The 18,395-nt window shown below is 48.6% G+C and carries 16 protein-coding genes; 9 read left to right on the top strand and 7 right to left on the bottom strand.

All coding sequences use genetic code 11. The annotated features are described in order from the left end of the window. Nucleotides 1-45: 45 nt before the first annotated feature. From ACAN56_RS25185 to ACAN56_RS25175, 3 genes are all read left to right on the top strand, one after another. Entirely contained in the window at nucleotides 46-1,989 is a 1,944-nt protein-coding gene (locus ACAN56_RS25185) for a serine hydrolase domain-containing protein (protein ID WP_379146179.1), read from the top strand. A gap of 228 nt (nucleotides 1,990-2,217) precedes the next feature. Continuing rightward, nucleotides 2,218-3,768 (top strand): glycosyltransferase family 39 protein, encoded by a 1,551-nt coding sequence (locus ACAN56_RS25180; protein WP_379146178.1) that lies wholly within the window; start codon nucleotides 2,218-2,220, stop codon nucleotides 3,766-3,768. A gap of 6 nt (nucleotides 3,769-3,774) precedes the next feature. After that, entirely contained in the window at nucleotides 3,775-4,020 is a 246-nt protein-coding gene (locus ACAN56_RS25175) for a hypothetical protein (protein ID WP_038585925.1), read from the top strand. A 67-nt stretch (nucleotides 4,021-4,087) separates the two neighbouring features. Here ACAN56_RS25175 and ACAN56_RS25170 read toward each other — a convergent pair whose 3' ends face one another. From ACAN56_RS25170 to ACAN56_RS25160, 3 genes are read right to left on the bottom strand one after another with little or no spacing between them, the layout of a single operon-like run. Next, a complete protein-coding gene (locus tag ACAN56_RS25170; RefSeq protein ID WP_379146176.1) occupies nucleotides 4,088-4,726 on the bottom strand; it encodes a flavodoxin family protein in 639 nt (212 codons plus the stop codon). Further along, on the bottom strand, nucleotides 4,723-5,226 hold the full coding sequence (locus ACAN56_RS25165) for a flavodoxin family protein (RefSeq protein ID WP_379146175.1): 504 nt from the start codon (nucleotides 5,224-5,226) through the stop codon (nucleotides 4,723-4,725). Before ACAN56_RS25165 ends, ACAN56_RS25170 begins: the two co-directional genes overlap by 4 nt. A gap of 11 nt (nucleotides 5,227-5,237) precedes the next feature. Beyond that, nucleotides 5,238-5,807 carry a TetR/AcrR family transcriptional regulator gene (locus ACAN56_RS25160; RefSeq protein WP_038585932.1) on the bottom strand — a complete coding sequence of 190 codons (570 nt, stop codon included), beginning with the start codon at nucleotides 5,805-5,807 and terminating at the stop codon, nucleotides 5,238-5,240. Nucleotides 5,808-5,990: 183 nt separating this feature from the next. Here ACAN56_RS25160 and ACAN56_RS25155 point away from each other — a divergent pair, with 183 nt between their 5' ends. Continuing rightward, nucleotides 5,991-8,378, top strand: a complete 2,388-nt coding sequence (locus ACAN56_RS25155; RefSeq protein ID WP_379146173.1) for a GH36-type glycosyl hydrolase domain-containing protein — start codon at nucleotides 5,991-5,993, stop codon at nucleotides 8,376-8,378. 272 nt (nucleotides 8,379-8,650) lie between these two features. On the opposite strand, the gene ACAN56_RS25150 is transcribed toward ACAN56_RS25155, so the two are convergent. Beyond that, nucleotides 8,651-10,426 carry an ABC transporter ATP-binding protein gene (locus ACAN56_RS25150; RefSeq protein WP_038585936.1) on the bottom strand — a complete coding sequence of 592 codons (1,776 nt, stop codon included), beginning with the start codon at nucleotides 10,424-10,426 and terminating at the stop codon, nucleotides 8,651-8,653. Continuing rightward, nucleotides 10,413-12,188 (bottom strand): ABC transporter ATP-binding protein, encoded by a 1,776-nt coding sequence (locus tag ACAN56_RS25145; RefSeq protein WP_076110268.1) that lies wholly within the window; start codon nucleotides 12,186-12,188, stop codon nucleotides 10,413-10,415. The genes ACAN56_RS25150 and ACAN56_RS25145 overlap by 14 nt, the downstream gene beginning before the upstream one ends. 243 nt (nucleotides 12,189-12,431) lie before the next feature. Here ACAN56_RS25145 and ACAN56_RS25140 point away from each other — a divergent pair, with 243 nt between their 5' ends. The 3 genes from ACAN56_RS25140 (at nucleotide 12,432) to ACAN56_RS25130 (ending at nucleotide 14,574) form a co-directional block, all read left to right on the top strand. Then, a complete protein-coding gene (locus ACAN56_RS25140; RefSeq protein ID WP_038585942.1) occupies nucleotides 12,432-13,427 on the top strand; it encodes an effector binding domain-containing protein in 996 nt (331 codons plus the stop codon). Between the two features lie 213 nt (nucleotides 13,428-13,640). Beyond that, nucleotides 13,641-13,976, top strand: a complete 336-nt coding sequence (locus ACAN56_RS25135) for a helix-turn-helix transcriptional regulator (RefSeq protein WP_081965672.1) — start codon at nucleotides 13,641-13,643, stop codon at nucleotides 13,974-13,976. A gap of 49 nt (nucleotides 13,977-14,025) precedes the next feature. Beyond that, nucleotides 14,026-14,574: a DUF1700 domain-containing protein gene (locus ACAN56_RS25130; RefSeq protein WP_081965673.1), complete on the top strand. Its 549-nt coding sequence runs from the start codon at nucleotides 14,026-14,028 to the stop codon at nucleotides 14,572-14,574. A gap of 507 nt (nucleotides 14,575-15,081) precedes the next feature. Here the strand turns inward: ACAN56_RS25130 and ACAN56_RS25125 are convergent. After that, the gene (locus ACAN56_RS25125; RefSeq protein ID WP_379146171.1) at nucleotides 15,082-15,360 is read right to left on the bottom strand and encodes a hypothetical protein; all 279 of its coding nucleotides are present in this window, start codon (nucleotides 15,358-15,360) and stop codon (nucleotides 15,082-15,084) included. A gap of 152 nt (nucleotides 15,361-15,512) precedes the next feature. Here ACAN56_RS25125 and ACAN56_RS25120 point away from each other — a divergent pair, with 152 nt between their 5' ends. Next, complete coding sequence (locus tag ACAN56_RS25120; RefSeq protein WP_379146169.1) at nucleotides 15,513-16,268, top strand: aminoglycoside phosphotransferase family protein; 756 nt, start codon at nucleotides 15,513-15,515, stop codon at nucleotides 16,266-16,268. A 23-nt stretch (nucleotides 16,269-16,291) separates the two neighbouring features. On the opposite strand, the gene ACAN56_RS25115 is transcribed toward ACAN56_RS25120, so the two are convergent. Then, the gene (locus ACAN56_RS25115; RefSeq protein WP_379146168.1) at nucleotides 16,292-17,452 is read right to left on the bottom strand and encodes a leucine-rich repeat domain-containing protein; all 1,161 of its coding nucleotides are present in this window, start codon (nucleotides 17,450-17,452) and stop codon (nucleotides 16,292-16,294) included. 234 nt (nucleotides 17,453-17,686) lie between these two features. Between ACAN56_RS25115 and ACAN56_RS25110 the strand changes: the two genes are divergently transcribed. Next, the gene (locus ACAN56_RS25110; RefSeq protein ID WP_341089812.1) at nucleotides 17,687-18,388 is read left to right on the top strand and encodes an ABC transporter ATP-binding protein; all 702 of its coding nucleotides are present in this window, start codon (nucleotides 17,687-17,689) and stop codon (nucleotides 18,386-18,388) included. Nucleotides 18,389-18,395 lie beyond the last annotated feature (7 nt).

Below are 18,395 nucleotides of genomic sequence, written 5' to 3'. Positions count from 1 at the left end.
ACAGGGATAACTGAGGCAAGTCTATCAAGGGAGGAAGTAACCAGCATGGAGCAGACGATTAACTTTGACCAGGTTGGAAATATGACAGATGATTTTATGAAATCAATTATTGGTAAGGAGAATGGTATACCTGGAGGCGCTGTTGTCATGGTGCAGGAGGGTAGAACCATACTTCAAAAGGGATACGGGTATGCTGATCTGGCCAATAAAAAGCCCGTCGATCCGGAAAATACCTTGTTCAGGATCGGATCTGTCACCAAAACCTTTACTGCTGCTGCTATTATGCAACTGGTGGATTCAGGCAAGCTTGACCTTCATGCAGACATCACGGGAATTCTGGGGGAGGTGAAGCTTGATAACCCATATAATAAGCCAGTGACTGTCCATCATCTGTTGACTCATACATCCGGTTTTGAGTCCGTTGTCGAGTCTGAAGAGGATTTCCGTTCAGATCTGTCAGCCCATTTATCCTTGAAGGATTATCTGATGTCCAAACCAGTCCAGGTGGTTCGTGAGCCTGGGTCAGCCTATATGTATGATAATCACGCCTATAATCTGCTGGGTTATATTATTGAACGGGTATCAGGTCTGTCCTATGACGATTACATGGAAAAACACTTATTGGCTGATTTAGGCATGACTAATTCCTTCGCTGTGCTGCGGGAGGCACAACTGCCCAATTTGGCAGTGGGCTATGAGGCCAATCAAACGGTTGTTGCTCCTTATTTGATGGGGCCTTCTGCCTCACCGTCCGGGGGGATGCTTATGACACCGGAAAATATGGCGCATTTTCTTAAGGCACAACTGGCAAATGGCCAATATGACGGCAAGACGATTTGGAGCGAGGCATCGCTGGAGCCGATGCTTCATTATCAGGTGGCCATACATCCCGCTATGCCGGATACAAGCTATGGATACGAGAATTGGCTGAGACCCAAAGAAACACAGGGCCAGCACCTGATTATGAAGGGTGGAGATGTGCCTGGCTATAGCTCGTTTATCATATTATCACCTGATCAGCAAATGGGCGTGGCAGTTTTTTTAAATCAGATGGAGGGGTCGGCCTTTGTAGCCAGAGAATGGGCTAACCTGTTCATGGAGCATGTTTTTGGCAAGGAGGAGCAACAAAACTTCAAACCTGATTCAAGGCAGAATCTCAAATACTTAGAGGGGAATTACACTGATTTGCGGGTCTACATTGTGTCGTGGCAGGTAGAGGCAACGGGCGATGGTGAGATTACGGTTACGGATACGTCACAGAGACAAGGGGGAGGCATAATATTGAAGCAGATTGACAGGTTAATGTTCGAGGATGCTAACGGTGAAATACTTGTATTCAAGGAAACGGCTGACGGATCGGTTAGCCATTTGAAATACACCAATCCGGTAGCTTACGCTGAGAAAAGACCCGGTCGGTTTGCAGATTTGCAGGAAACCAGCGTATATAAAAAGGATATCGAGCGTTTGGCAGCTCTCGGGCTGGTGAAGGGCCATGCAAATGACAAGTATGCTCCGCTCCGGCCGGTGACTAAGGCCGAATGGACGGTTATGCTGACAAGGATGCTAGGGCTTGATAAAGTTCCGGCAGAGCCTGTGGTTTATAAGGATGTCGTCGGTAACTGGTCGGAGCCAGAGGTTTCACTTGCGCTGGCAATGGGGTTGGTAGAGCCGGATTCAGCCGCTAGCTTCGGGGTCAACCGTGTGCTAAATCGCATTGAGGCAGCGGAATATCTGGTGAAGGCTGTCCGGCAGGCGGGGCCCCATTTGTTATCAGAAGCTATCGAACAGGCTGCTGGCAAGGTCCGCTTAAAGCAGGAGCCTGCCGGCATTCAAACGAAAGAGGCTGTCAAGCTGCTGGTGGCTGCAGGGCTGCCAGGCCCCGATATCACTCGCGGCGCAGACGGTACAATTGATTTTCGTGGTACGGATCACTTTATTCGGCAGGAAATGGCGTTATGGATCATACATTTTCAAAAGCTCTATTTTTAGCATATAAAAATATCCCTTTGATGTACATGAACGCCGGAAGACGCTCGGGGAATTGCTCCCCGCAGCGTCTTTTTTTTGGATACACAGGCACAATAGGGCTCGTGATAGGCGGGGGATTTCGCCCCTCCCGATTTTCATTGGATATTCAGGTTGGGTGTTTATAATACGTCTATGAATCGGGGCAAGAGAATATAAAGCTGTGAAACTAGTACGCATAGGAGGTTTTCCATGGTAAGGGGAACTCAAAGAATACTGTATATCATGCTTGCTTTCTGTATAGGACTTTTTATCGCATCCTCCTTTTTTATCCGGGCAAAGTATACCTACTCTGTGTACGGTGACACCACGGTTCTGGAGAAACAACAATGGGTTCTGTTTATCCTGGCGGCCGCGGCCGTTCTGGCAGTAAGCTTTGTGCTGTACAGAATGTGTTTAAAGCTTAACCGGTACAGCAGGAAAATCGTAATTCCGGCTGTGCTGCTGTTTTCGTTTGCGATCCAGCTCGTGATCATTTTCCTGTTTCCCCGGATGCCGACGGATGATTCGCAAACGGTGCTGTCGCTGGCGATGGATATGCTGTATGAACAGGATTATTCCTCTTTTCAAACGGGGGGATATCTGTATATGTTTCCGTTTAATTTCTCCATGGTCCTGTACCTGAAAACATTGCTGTTCTTATTTCCGGACAATTATCTGGTGATCAAAATATTCAACATCCTGTTCTCGCTCGTTACAACGTTAATGGTCTATTTGCTGTATAAAGAGCTTAATGCCCGGTCGAAAGAAAATGATTATGGGGTTTTAATAATTGCCGCAACCTATATTCCTTCCTTGTTCATGAGCAATTTTATATATAACGATGTGATTGCTACAGCTTTTCTGACGAGCGCTTTATATTTTGCTGTGAGGTACCTCCGAAGAATGTCCATGAAGGATATCCTGCTGGCTGCCATTCTGCTGGCTATCGGCAACTATTTCAGAAGCACCGGGATGATCTTTCTGATCGCAGTCCTGATCTGCCTGTTCTTCAGCATCCGGACCCTTGGGCTTAAGAAGGCCTTAGCTTCTATAGGCATAACAGTATTGCTGTTCAATGTGCCCGGCTGGACCCAGAATGCTGTACTGCAGGCAACGCATGTCGTAGATGAGCCGGTGAACAAGAATTCCGCTCCCATCTATATGTGGCTGAATATGGGCATCAATCTGGAGACCCTTGGGTTCTGGGACAATCAGCAGAGCTACAATATATACCAGAGAGAGGCAAACTATAATAAAGCGGACAGCGTAGAGCTGTTCAAGGCATCCATCGGCGATAAGCTCTCTGAGGCCAGTCTGGGTGAACTCGCGGAAATGTATTATAAAAAGCTGGTGTGGACCTGGACAGAAGGGACGTACCAGATGGAGAGATACGGCATTGGAAATGACGGATCGTCCAGAAGCGGAGGGAGAGCGGGGTTTGTGATGGACCGCTATAGTTATACTACCTTTGCCACGGATTTGTTTAAAGGAGATTCGAAGTATAGAAGCGGTCTGCTCTGGGTGCTGTATGTCCAGAATTTCCTGATGTATGGCTTTATTCTCATTCGATTGATAGGCGGCATAAGGGCTAAGAGGTTTGAGGAAACCTCTTTAATTCTGGTGGTTCTGGGTTTTATCGCATTCTATCTGCTGTGGGAAATAAAGTCCCGTTATATCTATCCGGTGTATCCGCTATTGATCGTGCTGTCGTACATGGGATTCAAAGACGTATATGATTATATGTTGAACAGAAAGAGATGATTGAAGATGCGAACCAAGAGATACTCAATCTTCTTACTTGCAGCAGTGCTGGGTTGTTCACTGGTGCTCACCTCATGCGAGGCCATAACCGCTCAAAAAATCACAAAAACGGACTCCGGCTTAAGAATGAACGGGTTCCCGGGAGTGAACGGCGGCACGGACCGGGGTGGAGGCGGCCAGGGAATAAAGGGTGGAGGTCCGGGAAGAAGCGGCAGTCAAGGGACGGACGGCGGGCAAGGCGGGAGACAGTGAGCACTCCCTGCCTTGTACTGTCCGCTGCGGGAGGCCGCTGAAGTCTCATGCGTAATCCCAAGGCAAGCTATAGGGTTCTTCGGATGTCCTTCTTCTTCAGGCCGTTCTTCTTGGCGGTGGCGTTCCAGAAAGAGTGGGTCGCGGCAAACTTCCAGGCGAAGCGCGGGAAGTTTGGACTGAAGAGCATAGATTCATCTATACTTTGCGAATGTACATTATGAGCCAGGCTTTCCATGGCCTTGCCCAGATTCTTAAGCGGGCCCGTTCCAAGTGGAACCTTCTCGATAAAGTCCATCATTTCACCGGCGCCTTGACCGAGACCCTGCCCGAAAATTAGACCGGAACGGATGCACCAGTTCTGAATGATCTCAAGGGCAATGTGATTCTGCTTCCCTTCAAAAAAACCATTATTCATCAGGGTATAAACGTAAATATCCTTCTCACGCCGCGTTTTCATGTATTCCTCAAGGGTAACAAGCATTCTGAATAGATGGGACGGGACTCCATCCACATAAAGCGGGAAGGCAATAATCAATATATCCATGCCGCACAGTTCGCTATATTGCCCGGGGGTCAGCGGTTTTTTGTTAATGTTATAATGGGTGATTTCATGCCCGGTGCTTATGAGCGACTCCAGTGTCTTCAGCAGGTGGTCTGAATTGCTTTTTCGCAGCTTGGGGCTTCCGTTGATCATGGCGATGTTCATGCCAGTACCTCCTTGACGGCCTGCAGTCCGTTATGAAAATAAACCGAATTCCCTGAGGAATACAAATTTAAGCTATTTGCTGCGACCAGCTTTTGTGCTGTTCCTTTCTCGGCTTCAGTGATGTCTTCACCGTAAAAATGCACGGTCAGGGAAAATTCATGGTCATAACGGTTGCGGTGATGGGTTTCACCGTTTTTGGTTACAAAATAAGGCAGCACGTAGGAAATGCTCCGGTTCAACACGTTGAGGATGAAAGGACTGTAGCTTCCATATTCACATTTACTGATAATCATCAGTTCATCGCATTTCGAGAGAAGTTCCCCCATGTTGTTATAGCCGTCCTTCAGAACACAGACTCCAGGCGTCCGGATCCAGCACCCGAAGCAGCCGATACAATGACGGATAGTACCATTGTCGGAGATTACAGTTACGTCGGGGGTGTTGTCTTCAACCAATGCCGCAAATTGTTGCGGATCCAAGTCGTGAATAATCATTTTCATGGGTTATCCTCCTAAAATACAGGTTTGAGCGTAAAGATATCCCGCCAATCTCCGGAATACCGGACCCCGTTATTGGTGAGCAGTGAGGCCATTCCGTGCACCATTGACCATAGGGCAACCAGCTGCTTCGCATATTCTTCTTCCGGCAGGCCAAAGCTCTCAAACAACTGATAGGCTGTTGTGCGGAATAGAGCAAACGGCGGATAATTATCCGAATTATAATGGTCCAGGTCAATGGTGATATCCGAATGGTAGAAAAGAAATTGAAAATACTGCGGATGGTCAACGAAAAAGTCAATGTAGGCCTGCCCCAGCAAGGAAATCGCCTCCTGAGTGCCCTCCTTTCCGTGAATAGATGTACGCAGTGTGTCCGTAAATTGCGCAGTGACATGCTCGCCCATAGCGTAAATCAATTCGTCAATATTCTTAAAATGGCTGTACGGTGCGGTATGGCTGACACTGCATTTCGCTGCGACCTTGCGCAAGGAAAAGCTCTTCAAACCATCTTCATTAATAAGTGTGATGCCGGCTTCTATAAGCTGATTTCGCAGATTGCCGTGGTGATAGGGTTTGTCTTTCATGTGATGGATGCATCCTTCCATTAATCTTAGCGCTGTAAAGATTGTAGCATATAATCTTTACAGTGTTAAGATGTAAAATCAGGTTTAGAATACAGCTGTGTCAAACTCCACATTTATGACAACCGTTCTTGCGATAAGGTATAATTTAGGAATTATAGCTGGTGAAGAAAGAGAGGCACGGAAATGATAAGAGCATCAGAAAATCATGAGTATGTCGAATTGACAAGTCCTACAATGCTTCCAAAGGCTTCGGGGTTTTTGTGGAATGAGAAGATGATGATTCATATGAACTGCCGCGGGTATGCCGTAGCCCAGTTTATGCAGCCGGAACCCGCCAAGTATTCCTATGCGCCGAATTTGGAAGCCAAGACGTTCATGCAGCCGGAGCAGCCTTATTATGCACATCATCCCGGCCGGTTTGTCTATGTAAAGGATGAGGAGAGCGGTGAAGTTTTCTCTGCGCCGTATGAACCTGTCCGCGTGCTTCCTGATCAGTATACCTTTGCTGTAGGCAAACATAATATTAGCTGGAAGATTGCAAGCGGCGGCATCGGTATCGAGATGAGCTTGAGCCTGCCGAAAGAGGATGCCATGGAGCTGTGGCGGGTGAAGGTGACGAACCTTTCGTCGAATAAAAGAAACATAAGCATCTATCCCTACTTTACCGTAGGCTATATGTCATGGATGAATCAATCCGGAGAGTACAAGAAAGATCTGCAGGGAATTGTAGCTTCCTCCGTTACCCCTTATCAGAAGTATCAGGATTACGACAAGATCAAACATCTGAAAGACCAAACCTTCCTGCTCGCCGATCATGAGCCTTCCGCATGGGAAGTTAATCAGGAGGCCTTTGAAGGCGAAGGCGGTATAACATCACCGTCAGCCATCAAGCAGGAAACCTTATCCAAAGGGGAGGCCCGCTATGAAACGCCTGTTGCAGTCCTGCAGTACAGAATAAATCTGGACCCGGGGGAAGAGCGGGAATACCGGTTTATCTTTGGTCCGGCCCGCGATGAGCGGGAGATTGCCCAAATCCGCCAGCATTATTTTCTGGACTGTGATTCCAGTGGTAAGGATGGGTTTGTTCTAGCAGAACGGGAGTACGCGGATTACATAGAGGAAGGCAGAGGTTGCCTTACGATCACCACTCCTGACGCCGATCTGGATAACTTTGTGAACCATTGGCTGCCCCGGCAAATGTATTATCATGGCCAGACCAACCGCCTGACGACAGATCCCCAGACCCGTAACTATCTGCAGGATAATATGGGGATGAGCTATATTAAGCCGCAGGTGGCAAGAGAGGCTTTCCTGACGGCTGTAAGCCAGCAAAATGTAAGCGGAGCCATGCCGGACGGTATTATTTTGCATGAGGGTGCTGAACTGAAATATATTAATCAGGTTCCGCATACGGATCATTGCGTCTGGCTGCCTATTTGCCTCAGTACCTATCTGGATGAAACGAATGATTATTCCATCCTGGACGAGAGGGTTCCTTATGCAGGTGGAGAGGAGAATGGAACTGTATTTGAACATATTAACCGGGCCATGCACTGGCTTATCCATGAGCGGGATGAACGGGGGCTGAATTATATCAATCAAGGCGATTGGTGCGACCCCATGAATATGGTTGGCTACCAGGGGAAAGGGGTTTCCGGATGGCTGACGATAGCTACGGCTTATGCATGTATGATCTGGGCTGATCTCTGTGAACATAGCAGCCGGCCGGAGTTCAGCAACGAGTTCCGTTTGGCGGCGGATGAAATGAATGCTGCAGTCAACACCTACTTATGGGATGGCGACTGGTATGCAAGGGGAATAACCGATGACAATGTGGTCTTCGGCATCAGTGCAGATCAGGAAGGCCGGATTTTCATTAACCCCCAGGGATGGGCGCTGCTCAGCGGGGCTGCCGATGAAGTGAAGCAGGAGAAGCTCATCCGGGCGGTCAGAGAGCAATTGGAAACCCCGTACGGTGTGGAGAAGCTGGCACCCTCCTATACTTCAATGCGCGAGGATGTGGGCAGAGTCACGCAGAAGCACCCGGGAACGGCTGAGAATGGAGCTGTATACAATCATGCGGCTGCCTTTTATATCTACGGGCTGTATGCAGTAGGAGAGAAGGAGGATGCGTACCGGCTGCTGCGCAAGATGATCCCGGGACCGGACGCGGAGGATCTCATCCGGCGGGGCCAATTGCCGGTCTTTATTCCGAACTATTACCGTGGCGCCTATAGACAGTTTCCGCATACAGCCGGACGTTCCAGTCATCTTTTTAACACGGGGACAGTTCCGTGGGTGTATCGCTGTCTGATTGATGGCCTGTTTGGATTGCAGGGGAATCCGGCGGGACTGCAATTTAAGCCGCAGCTTCCATCCGCTTGGCAGGGAGTGAAGGTGAAGCGCAGCTTCAGGGGCGCAGAGCTGCATATTGATATGAAGCGGGAACCGGGCGTTCAGACAATAGAAGTGTATGTTGATGGCCGTTTGATTGAAGATGGCATCCTGAAGGATCTGAAGCCAGGTCTGGACTATAACGTGCTGGTAAAGATCCCGTCCGCGAATAACTAATGGAAGCTAAAAATACACAGAGGGTGATTTCCAGCCGTTTGCTGGCCGGGAAGTAGTCCTTAGAATTAGGAAGCTCAGGCTGCGTAAGCGGCCTGAGCTTAAATTGGTGGCGTTTTGCCTCAGTTTGCATATCCCCATATGCTTTCAAAGCTTTGCCGATAAATTTTGCTGCTCCTGTGCCGAAGATTTTAGCGAATAAAAAAATCCCTTCCAGGTTGGGCCTGAAAGGGATTATGACAGCTATAGAATAATGTCTGAGTTTGATTTAGTGGCTAAGCTTCCATTTTCTGCGCCGTATAAAGCCGGTAATAGTGGCCCTTGCGTGCTATAAGCTCGTCATGCGACCCGCTTTCCGCGATACCTTTGTTTGCGACATACATAATGCGGTCGCAGTTTTTTACGGTGGACAGACGATGCGCGATAATGAACGAGGTGCGTCCCTTAAGCAGCTCATTGAGGCCCTTCTGGAGCAGACGTTCAGTTTTCGCGTCGATTGAAGAAGTCGCTTCATCCAGGATCAGAATGCGCGGATCAGCCAGCAGCGTTCTGGCGAACGAAATGAGCTGCCGCTGTCCTTGCGAGAGCTTGGAGCCACGTTCATTAACCTCTGTCAGGTAACCCTGATCAAACTCACGGATGAATTCGTCGGCACAAACGGTCTTGGCCGCAGCGATCACTTCTTCCTCAGTAGCATCGAGTTTGCCGTAACGGATATTATCCAGGATGGTCCCGGAGAAAATGAAGCTGTCCTGCAGCATGATCCCCATCTGGCTGCGAAGGGACTTCAGCGTAACCTGCGAGATATCCTGTCCGTCCATAAGAATCCTGCCGCCGGTAAGATTGTAGAAGCGGGAGATCAGATTGACGACCGTTGTTTTGCCTGCGCCTGTCGGACCCACCAGGGCGATGCTTTGTCCTGCCAGAACATCAAAGGAGATGTTCTCCAGAATGTTAAGCCCCGGATCATAGGCGAAGGTTACGTTGTCGAAGGTGACGTGGCCCTGTACAGGCGGCAGTGTCTTCGCATCCGGAATATCGCTGACGGTAACCGGCTCATCCAGCGTTTCGAAGATACGCTCCAGGTAGGCGACGGCATTGATAAAGTTATTGTACAGGTTCGAGAGATTCAGAATCGGCTGCCAGAAGCGGGCGGCATAGCTGCTCATGGCAAGAATCACACCAAAGGTGACATTTACAGGGTCCAGCGTCAGGAGACCCACCAGAAAGATCATCGTTGTAACGATGGTGCTCAGGTTGTCGACGCTAAACGGGATCAGCATGTTGAAACGCACCGCTGTTATCCATTCCTTGCGGAAATTGCCGGCCAGACGCGTGAAAATTCCCTCATTGCGCTGTTCACGGTTGAACATTTGGGTGACGCCGATGCCGCTGATGCTTTCCTGCAGGTAGGCGTTCAGATTGGAGCTTTTGTTGGACACCGCCTGCCATGCCCGGCGCTGCCGGGTTTTGATCAGCAGCATGATGCCGAAGAATACGGGCAGTCCTGCCAGGATAACGAACGAGAGCCGTACATCGACGGCGAACATGAATGCGGCAATAAAGACCAGATTCACAATTTCCAGAACAAAGTTGATAATACCGTTGGACAGCACATCCGAAACCGAATTGACGTAATTCACGACCCGGATCAGGATTTTGCCCTGCGGCCGGTCATCATAATATTTGAAAGGCAAATCCTGCAGATGCTTAAACAAATCCGTGCGGATGTCAAAAATAATGTCCTGTCCGACGCTTGTCATGATGCGTGAGCGATAGGTAGCCAGAATAACACTGACCACGATGGTCACAAGCATCAGCGCGGACCAGCCCAGCAGCGGAAGTTTGGCTTTGGCGGGAATGGTCACGTCGACGACATGCTGCATGATCAGTGGAGCGGACAGTGAAATGGCCGCTGAAATCGCGCTGAGCACAAACGCAAAGATCATGGGCTTTTTCTTCCGTTTGATATACACCATTGCACGACGGAAGTGTTTGATATTAAACGGCGATTCCAGATTCTCATCGACGTCGAATTTATTCCTTGCCATTAGCGGTCACCTGCCTTCCAATACCTTCGTTCTGCAGCATAAACACATCGTAGTAGTAGCCCCGTTTCGCCAGCAGTTCGGCGTGAGTACCCTCTTCAATCAGGCGTCCGCCATCCAGAATGAGAATGCGGTCAGCCTGCGAGGTAGTAGACACCCGCTGCGCGATAATGATCTTCGTGCAGGGATAGTCCAGATCGCGCAGACTTTTCTGAATGTGTTCCTCCGTCTCAAGGTCAACGGCAGAGGTTGTATCGTCCAGAATCAGAATAGGACGGTGGACCGCCAAGGCCCGCGCCAGCGCAATACGCTGCTTTTGCCCTCCGGACAGTCCAACCCCACGTTCCCCGACAACGGTGTCATACCCTTCGGGCATTTTGGAGATGAAGTCGTGGGCAGCTGCGAGCCCGGCATAGGCCATGGCCTCTTCCTCCGGAAGATCGGGGTCGCCATAGGCGATGTTGCCGTCGATGGTATCGGAGAACAAGAGTACATCCTGGGTTGCCATGCCGATATTGTCGCGGAGCTCATCGAGCTCAAGCTGGCGGACATCCACGCCGTCTACCAGCACACGTCCTGCGGATACGTCGTAGAAGCGGGGGATCAGGTTGATGATTGTCGTTTTACCCGATCCCGTCGAGCCCATGATCGCTATCGTTTCACCGGGTTCAACTGTAAAGCTGACATCGTCCAGCACGGTAGCGCTATCATATTTGAAGCGCACCTGATCGAACTCAATGCGGCCTTCGTAACGGCGTTTCTGTATGGACTTATGTTCGTTTACAATATTAGGCCGGGCATAATAGATGTCGATGATTTTAGTCAAGCTGGCAAAAAAGCGCTGAATGTCGTTGATAATAATCCCAATGTTGCGCATCGGGTTGGATATGGCCCAGATGAGCGAAGAGAAGGCAGCGAATTCACCAAAAGTGATCCGGCCTTCCATAAGGAACAGCCCGCCAGCCAGCATGAGGATGACGTTGAAGCCCTGAGCGAAGGATTCCAGATAAGGAAAGTAATCAAGCCATACCAGGGCAGCCTTTTTGTTAGCTGTTGAATAGTTGACATTCTTCTCTGTGAATTTTTCGATCTCGAACTCCTCGCGGGCAAAAGCCTTGACTACACGGTTGCCTGAAATATTCTCCTGTGTAGTGGTGTTAAGCTGGGACAACCGCTCGCGCAGGTCAATATACATGGGACGGACGCGTTTGGCAAAGATGAAGGCCACGATAAAAATCGGTGGTGACAGGATAAGCATCCACAGCGTCAACTCCGCATCTATTGTGAAAAAATAGATAACGGCAGCAAGGAAAATCGTTAACGATTCGATGATCGTCTTGAAAATCCATGCCATAGAGTGCCGGACCATGTCCAGATCGCCGGTCATCTTGGTCATGAGGTCGCCGGTGCGGTTATGGTCGTAATATTCCCTGTCCTGCCCCTGAATCTTGTTGTACAAATAAATACGGATGTTGTACATCATGTTCTGCGAGGACTTTTCGTACTGCATGGTTGTCAAATAAGCAAGACCCGTGCGGAGCAGGGAAAAGCCGATCATGCCCAGGCAGAGCGCGATCAAGAGCCCCCGCTCTTGTGTGAGATTCTGCTGCGCATTGTCGCCGGCTATGAACGTGTCGACAATGCGCTGACTGATGTACGGATTCACGATCGTAAGGCTTGAGCCTACCACCGAGAGGCAGAGCGCCAGAATGTACCGCGTACGGTTTCCCTCCAGGTTCTGCCACAGCCATTTTAGTTCGAACATCTAATCACCTGTTTCTGAATGTTCTTTCACTCTTGCTGGAAAAAGAATGAATAAATCAAGGTGATTATAACATTATCAAACGGCCAAGTATCGGCTACTGGAATATTTTCTTGTTACAATCGATTGAACTCTTTGGAAGGGGTTTGATTGATTTTGCGGAATTAGAGAAGGAACGGGTTGAATATGGGTCCTTGACTTTGACGTCGCGTCGCACTTTACAATGGCCCTGAGAGGAGGAGTCGCATGGAGCTTCAGACCATTAGCCAGATATCCAAAAGCTTTAAGCTCTCTACGCGCACGTTGCGCTACTATGAGCAAATCGGACTGATCCAAAGTACAAAGGTAGCGGAATATGCATACCGGACCTATGATGCCCAAACGGTGCTGCGTCTGCAGCAAATCGTGGTGTTGCGGAAGCTTAGGATTCCGCTAAAGCAAATCATTGTGATTCTGGAGAGCAAGGATTCGGCGGAAATCATCGCAACGTTTGAACAGAACCTGAAGCAGGTAGCGGATGAAATTACAGCGCTCTCTACCATACGCACCATTCTGAACACGTTCATCGTCCGACTGAATGAAAGTACTCAGCTGAATCTGAAGCGGAATCTGCTAGATGATGTGTCCATCCTGCCGCTGTTCGACTCCTTAATCACAAGCAAAATCCATTTCAAGGAGGACAAGACGATGGAGGATTTAAATCGGGCGAACGACCGGTTGGAGAAGCTGACGGACAGGGAGGTGCGGATTCTTTATTTGCCGCCGATGTCGGTAGCCGCACTGCATATTATTGGGAAGACAGCGGAGCTTGAGGGGAAGGAACCGATTTGTGAGTTTATTCAAAAAAACAAGCTGCCGCAGATCAAGCCGGATTTCCGCCATATCGGGTTCAATCATCCGGATGGACAACTGCCAGATGGGAGTGATCATGGCTATGAAAGATGGATCACCATTCCGGATGAGCTGTCAGTGGAGGCACCCTTTGCCAAGAAAACCTTTGCCGGTGGCCTCTATGCCGCCCATATGATTCCCATGGGAGCTTTCGACGAATGGGAGCGGCTTGGCGAGTGGGTGAAGAACAACGAAATATACGAGTATGCGGGAGGAGATCCCGAATACATGAGCGGTCTTTTGGAGGAACATCTGAATTACATCCACAAGTACATGCTTGCGGCGGATGACAGCACGATCCAGTTGGACCTGTTGATGCCGATCAAAGAAAAAGTGCATAAAAACGTATAGGCGTATGATGTAAAACCATATTGAGATATTTGCTGGAATCTATAATGTAGAAGAGATGGCTGCTAAGCTCATTAGGCAGCCTCTCTTCTTTGGCTATTTTGAAAACGTTATCATTTGTTGTTTGGGGTAGTCATAGAAAAAACAGGAAAATAAAGTTTGTTCACTAGTGTACGCCGCACAGTACTGTGTGGTATTATAGTAGTGTAAGGGGGGATGGCTTTGGATATGTCGGAATGGATTTCTCAGGTGCGCCGGGGGCTGCTGGAATATTGCATCCTGCAGCTGATCAGCAGCCAGCCCCGTTACGGTTATGAGCTGGTGACAGCGCTGGGTCAATGGGAGGTGCTGGCCGTTAATGAAGGGACGCTTTATCCTCTTTTGCGGCGGCTGCTTAAGGAGAATTATTTAGAAGCCTTTTGGAAGGAATCGGAGACCGGTCCGCGCCGCAAGTATTATTCGCTCACCCCGCCTGGACGCGAGCTGCTTGCTTCCATGACAGAGGAATGGAGCAAGGTTGTAGGTGCTATCGGGCAAATTCAGCTGTATTGATTAGGTAATCAGGTGCGGCAAATACATGTTCAGTTGGAGGGAAACACAAATGGAAACAAACTCGAATGATTATCTTCGCAGGTTTTATGAGGCATTGGATTTTTTGCCTGAGGAGGAACGGGTAGATGCTGTCCGGGAAATTGAAAGCAGCATAGCCGACGGCATGGCGAGCGGCCAGCCGGAGGCGGTCATATTAGCTCGACTTGGCAATCCGCGCAAGCTGGCCAAGGCTTACCAAAGTGAATATATGATGGGCCGGGGCAGGAGCCTGTCGCTGAAATCCCTGTGGCAGATGGTGACTTTTTATTGCACTACCGGATTGCTCAGTATCATGATTATTCCGATCCTGGCTACTATCGCTTATGGCTTTGGCTTTAGCGCAGTTTTGATCTTGCTGGCAGGGGTGATCCGCAGCTTCGGCGTTTCCTGGATCAATATGAACCTGGGTAACGGATACGAAGTTCCCTACGCGTGGAGCATCCCTGTTGCCCTTCTGTTCAGCCTGTTTGTTGGTGGAATTGCCTTGATCAGCCGCAAATACTTGCTGATCTATATGAAGTTTCTCTCCAGACAATACAGCCGGCTCATTCCCCGCTAAACAGCAGGGAATACCGGTTGCCAAGATCATCATCCTTAAGCCTCTGAGTCTATTCTGTTATGAAAGTATGCTGTAATCTGCGCAGCTATTTTGTCAGGATACTCAATACCCTTAGCCTTGCATATTTCTGCCGCGTCCACTTGAAATAGGGCTATGCTCTTTTTGACAGCAGCTTCTAAATCATGAAATTCTGCAGTTGTAAGCTTAACAGCAGGTCTACATGCGAATGGAACAACACATCCATATTCTTGATGATTTTAAATAGATCCTTTCGTTTAAAGTATTTAATCAACATCTCTGCATGTAACCAGTAAGTATCCATAGCTCTTACAGTGTCGGGGAGATTATTATCTGTACGATAACCCTGATCAAGGAACGCTGCTGCTTCACCGGCTCTGTCAAAAATAAGCTGATCTCTTGTACAGCCTTTGCAATGCTGCCTGCACATCCATTCTTCAGGATAATCAGCATTAATAATGAAGAAATCGAACTGGTGCAGCTGGCTGTCTATACGAAGCACACTGCAGTAATTTTTGAAATGTCATTATTAAAGCTTTCGCCCCAAAAAATTAAAAGCTCATCTGAAGCAGCGGCAAGAACTGCGGGCACATCTGCGGCAAAAGATTCAAAGTCCTTATCCGCTACCAGAAAAACAGGATCATAATCCGAATAAATATCTTCTGCCCCTCTGCTGATCGACCCATAGTGCCAGCCGCCTTTGCAGCGCTGATCTTTTTTTAAAATCTCTACGACTTTGTTAAAGGCTGCTTCCAGATCCTTGTGCATGAAAAAACACTTCCATTCCTGGTTTATGCTGCCATAATATCACGACCCGCCCCGGAATTATTGCACTATTCCAACCTGTTGTTGTTCATTTCAATCATCTAAAAATGTCGTGTTTTTCGAAAAAATTAATATGAAAAGGCAGTGTGGTCTAAATGAAATATGGGAAGATCATGGGTGAGGGTAATACGGCGACCGTATATGAATGGGAAGAAGGGAAAGTGCTTAAGCTTTTCGCTGCGGGTTACCCCCAAAGTGATGTGGAAACAGAGTTTCAAAACACCAGAATGATCAATGATATGAGCTTTGCCAAAGCAAAGGCCTATGAAATGATTAGCTGTGAAGAGCGCATGGGCATTATATATGAGAAGGTGGATGGTGAATCCCTGTTGGATTGGGTTTTGAGGACAGGCGACCTTCAGGGCTGCGCTGAATATATGGCAAGACAGCATAAGACAATCCTTCAGAACAAAGTCAGTGATGTATTGAATTACAAAGAATTTCTAAAATATCATCTATTAAATGTTCCGTCGTCTAAAAGAATGGATCACGGACAAATATGCGGGATTCTGGATAAACTTAAGGATGGAGACACCCTTTGCCATGGCGATCTTCATCCCGGTAATATATTGCTCGTAAGCGGGCAGCCCGTTGTTATTGACTTCATGAACGTGTGTCATGGAGATTTACTATATGATGTGGCGAGAACAGTGTTTTTGGTACAGTATACTCCGGTTCCCGAAGCTGCTGACGACCGGGAGATGCTGTTGCGGTTCAAAAAAACACTGGCCGATTTATATCTTAACGAAATGAATATTAGCCGGCATATGATAGAAGATTATCTGTCCGTTATTATCGCGGCGAGAGCGGGAGAGTGCCCCGACGAACAGCCGGGGGAGCACTCTTCATAGTCTACTGGCGGTCAGGTTCATTACTAACTCAACTTACCGTTTCGCCCGGTTATTGCTTCTTCTAATTCCTTATATTCACTAGACTGGGGGTCCACATTGCTTCCTGACAGTCTGAGCTTCTTCAAATGAGGGAGGTTCAGGAGTAGTCCGGGATCTGAAAATGAGGTTTTGCATAAATCCAGTGTTTCAAGCCCGGTCAGGGTGGAGATGAATTCCCATGATTTTGGCTTAAGCATAGTCAGATCCAGGTTGATTAACGACGACATCCCGGTCAGTGCTTCCAGATTCTTTACTTTGGTTCCCCATATCCAGAGCAGCTCCAAATGGGGGAATTGCTCCCGTATGCCTTCGATGGAATTCAGTTTTGTTTTTTCCAGATACAATGTTTTTAGGTTTGGACAAATCCCCATTTCTTGAAGACTCTCCACAGATGAGCCTCTAAGCCGTATTTCCTCAATGCTGTCATGCTGGTAGAAGGGACTTAGATCACTTGCGGCAGCAAAATTAGCGTCCAGTATCTTCAGTTTCCTCAGCTGTGAAACATATGAAAGATCCACAAGCTTTTTAGGAGCGATCAATCTGATTTCCTCTACATTTGGAAAAACCCTGAAAGAATCCAAGCTTTCCAGCTGGCAGGTTTGCCCTCCCATAGAAACCTTCTTCACACCCGCGGCGGGTGCAAAGCCTGGTACAGCCTCAATCTCATCAAAGCTCATACTGATAGTCTCCAGGCTGTCCGGGAGAACGGTTTGACTCTCATAATTATGCTTGGAGAAACTGACCGACTTTAAGGATTTAAGAGGGGACAGCAATTGATCGGGCAGCGTGTGCTGGACATAGAACATTTGCAGAGATTCCAGATGCTCAAGCCGGGAAAGGGCCTCTATATTCTTTTTAATCGTTGTTTTACTTATAAAGCTTAGATGTTCCAGACTCGTGGCGGAGTCCAGGCCGGCAAGATCAGGCAGGGTCAGCCTGGAATTTGTGGTGCCGAATTCAAGCTTCTTGAGATTTGCGAATTCTTTTAAAGGCTCGTAGGTTGTGATCTGTTTGACCTGGAGAAGTTTCAGTGTGTCCAGCTCATAAATGGAGCGGGGCTGATGAAACCATGCGTACTTTTTATAGTTCTCGACGTATGAAGCTGCTTCGTCCGCAAGGGCAGCTTTTGACTTGGCGTAATCCATTTCACGGCCTCCTAGCAAAATAAAATGATATATACAGATATTGCTAACTTAGCATACGGTCTCTCCTATAACAAATCACACGATGCCGGATCCGGTGTTCCTGCCGAGGCCCGGCGGGCCTCGACTTTGTATTTGTGATAAACTGAAACCATATACAGCCGCACCGGACAGCGTATTGAAAATGTACATAGAGTGATAACTGGCTTGGTCCGGATAGAGACAGGAGGATGAGGCATGAGCTTTGTTGCCGTAAAGGGTGAGTACAAGCGTTACAAGATGGGCGAGAATGTGATTGTTGCCAACGACGGGATTGATTTTGAGATTAATAAAGGTGAATTTGCCGTCATTGTCGGTCCCAGCGGCGCGGGTAAATCGACCGTGCTTAATATTCTTGGCGGAATGGATTCCGCTGACGAAGGCCAGGTCATTGTGGACGGTACGGACATTGCCAAGTTCAGTGCCAGGGAGTTAACAGGCTACCGCCGCAATGACGTGGGTTTTGTGTTTCAATTCTATAATCTGGTGCCCAATCTGACGACGCTGGAGAATGTCGAGCTTGCTTCGCAGATTTCCCCGCGTGCCTTGGATGCACGTAAGGTACTGGAGGATGTAGGACTGGGGGCGCGGCTGGATAATTTCCCGGCTCAGCTGTCCGGCGGTGAGCAGCAACGCGTCGCGATTGCCAGAGCGCTGGCTAAGCAGCCGAAGCTGCTGCTCTGCGACGAGCCGACAGGCGCGCTTGACTACAACACCGGCAAGCAGGTGCTGAAGCTGCTGCAGGATACCTGCCGCAATACCGGAACTACGGTCATCGTAATCACGCATAATCTGGCGATTGCCCCGATGGCAGACCGGGTCATTGAGATCAACAACGCTAAGGTACGGAAGATGGTAACCAATCCTTCGCCGGTATCCGTTGACGATATCGAATGGTAAGGAGAAG

The sequence above is a fragment of the Paenibacillus paludis genome (assembly GCF_042610515.1).
Taxonomy (GTDB): domain Bacteria; phylum Bacillota; class Bacilli; order Paenibacillales; family Paenibacillaceae; genus Paenibacillus_AQ.
Note: the sequence above shows the minus strand (reverse complement) of the source record. Positions and strands in the feature narration are given on the sequence as shown.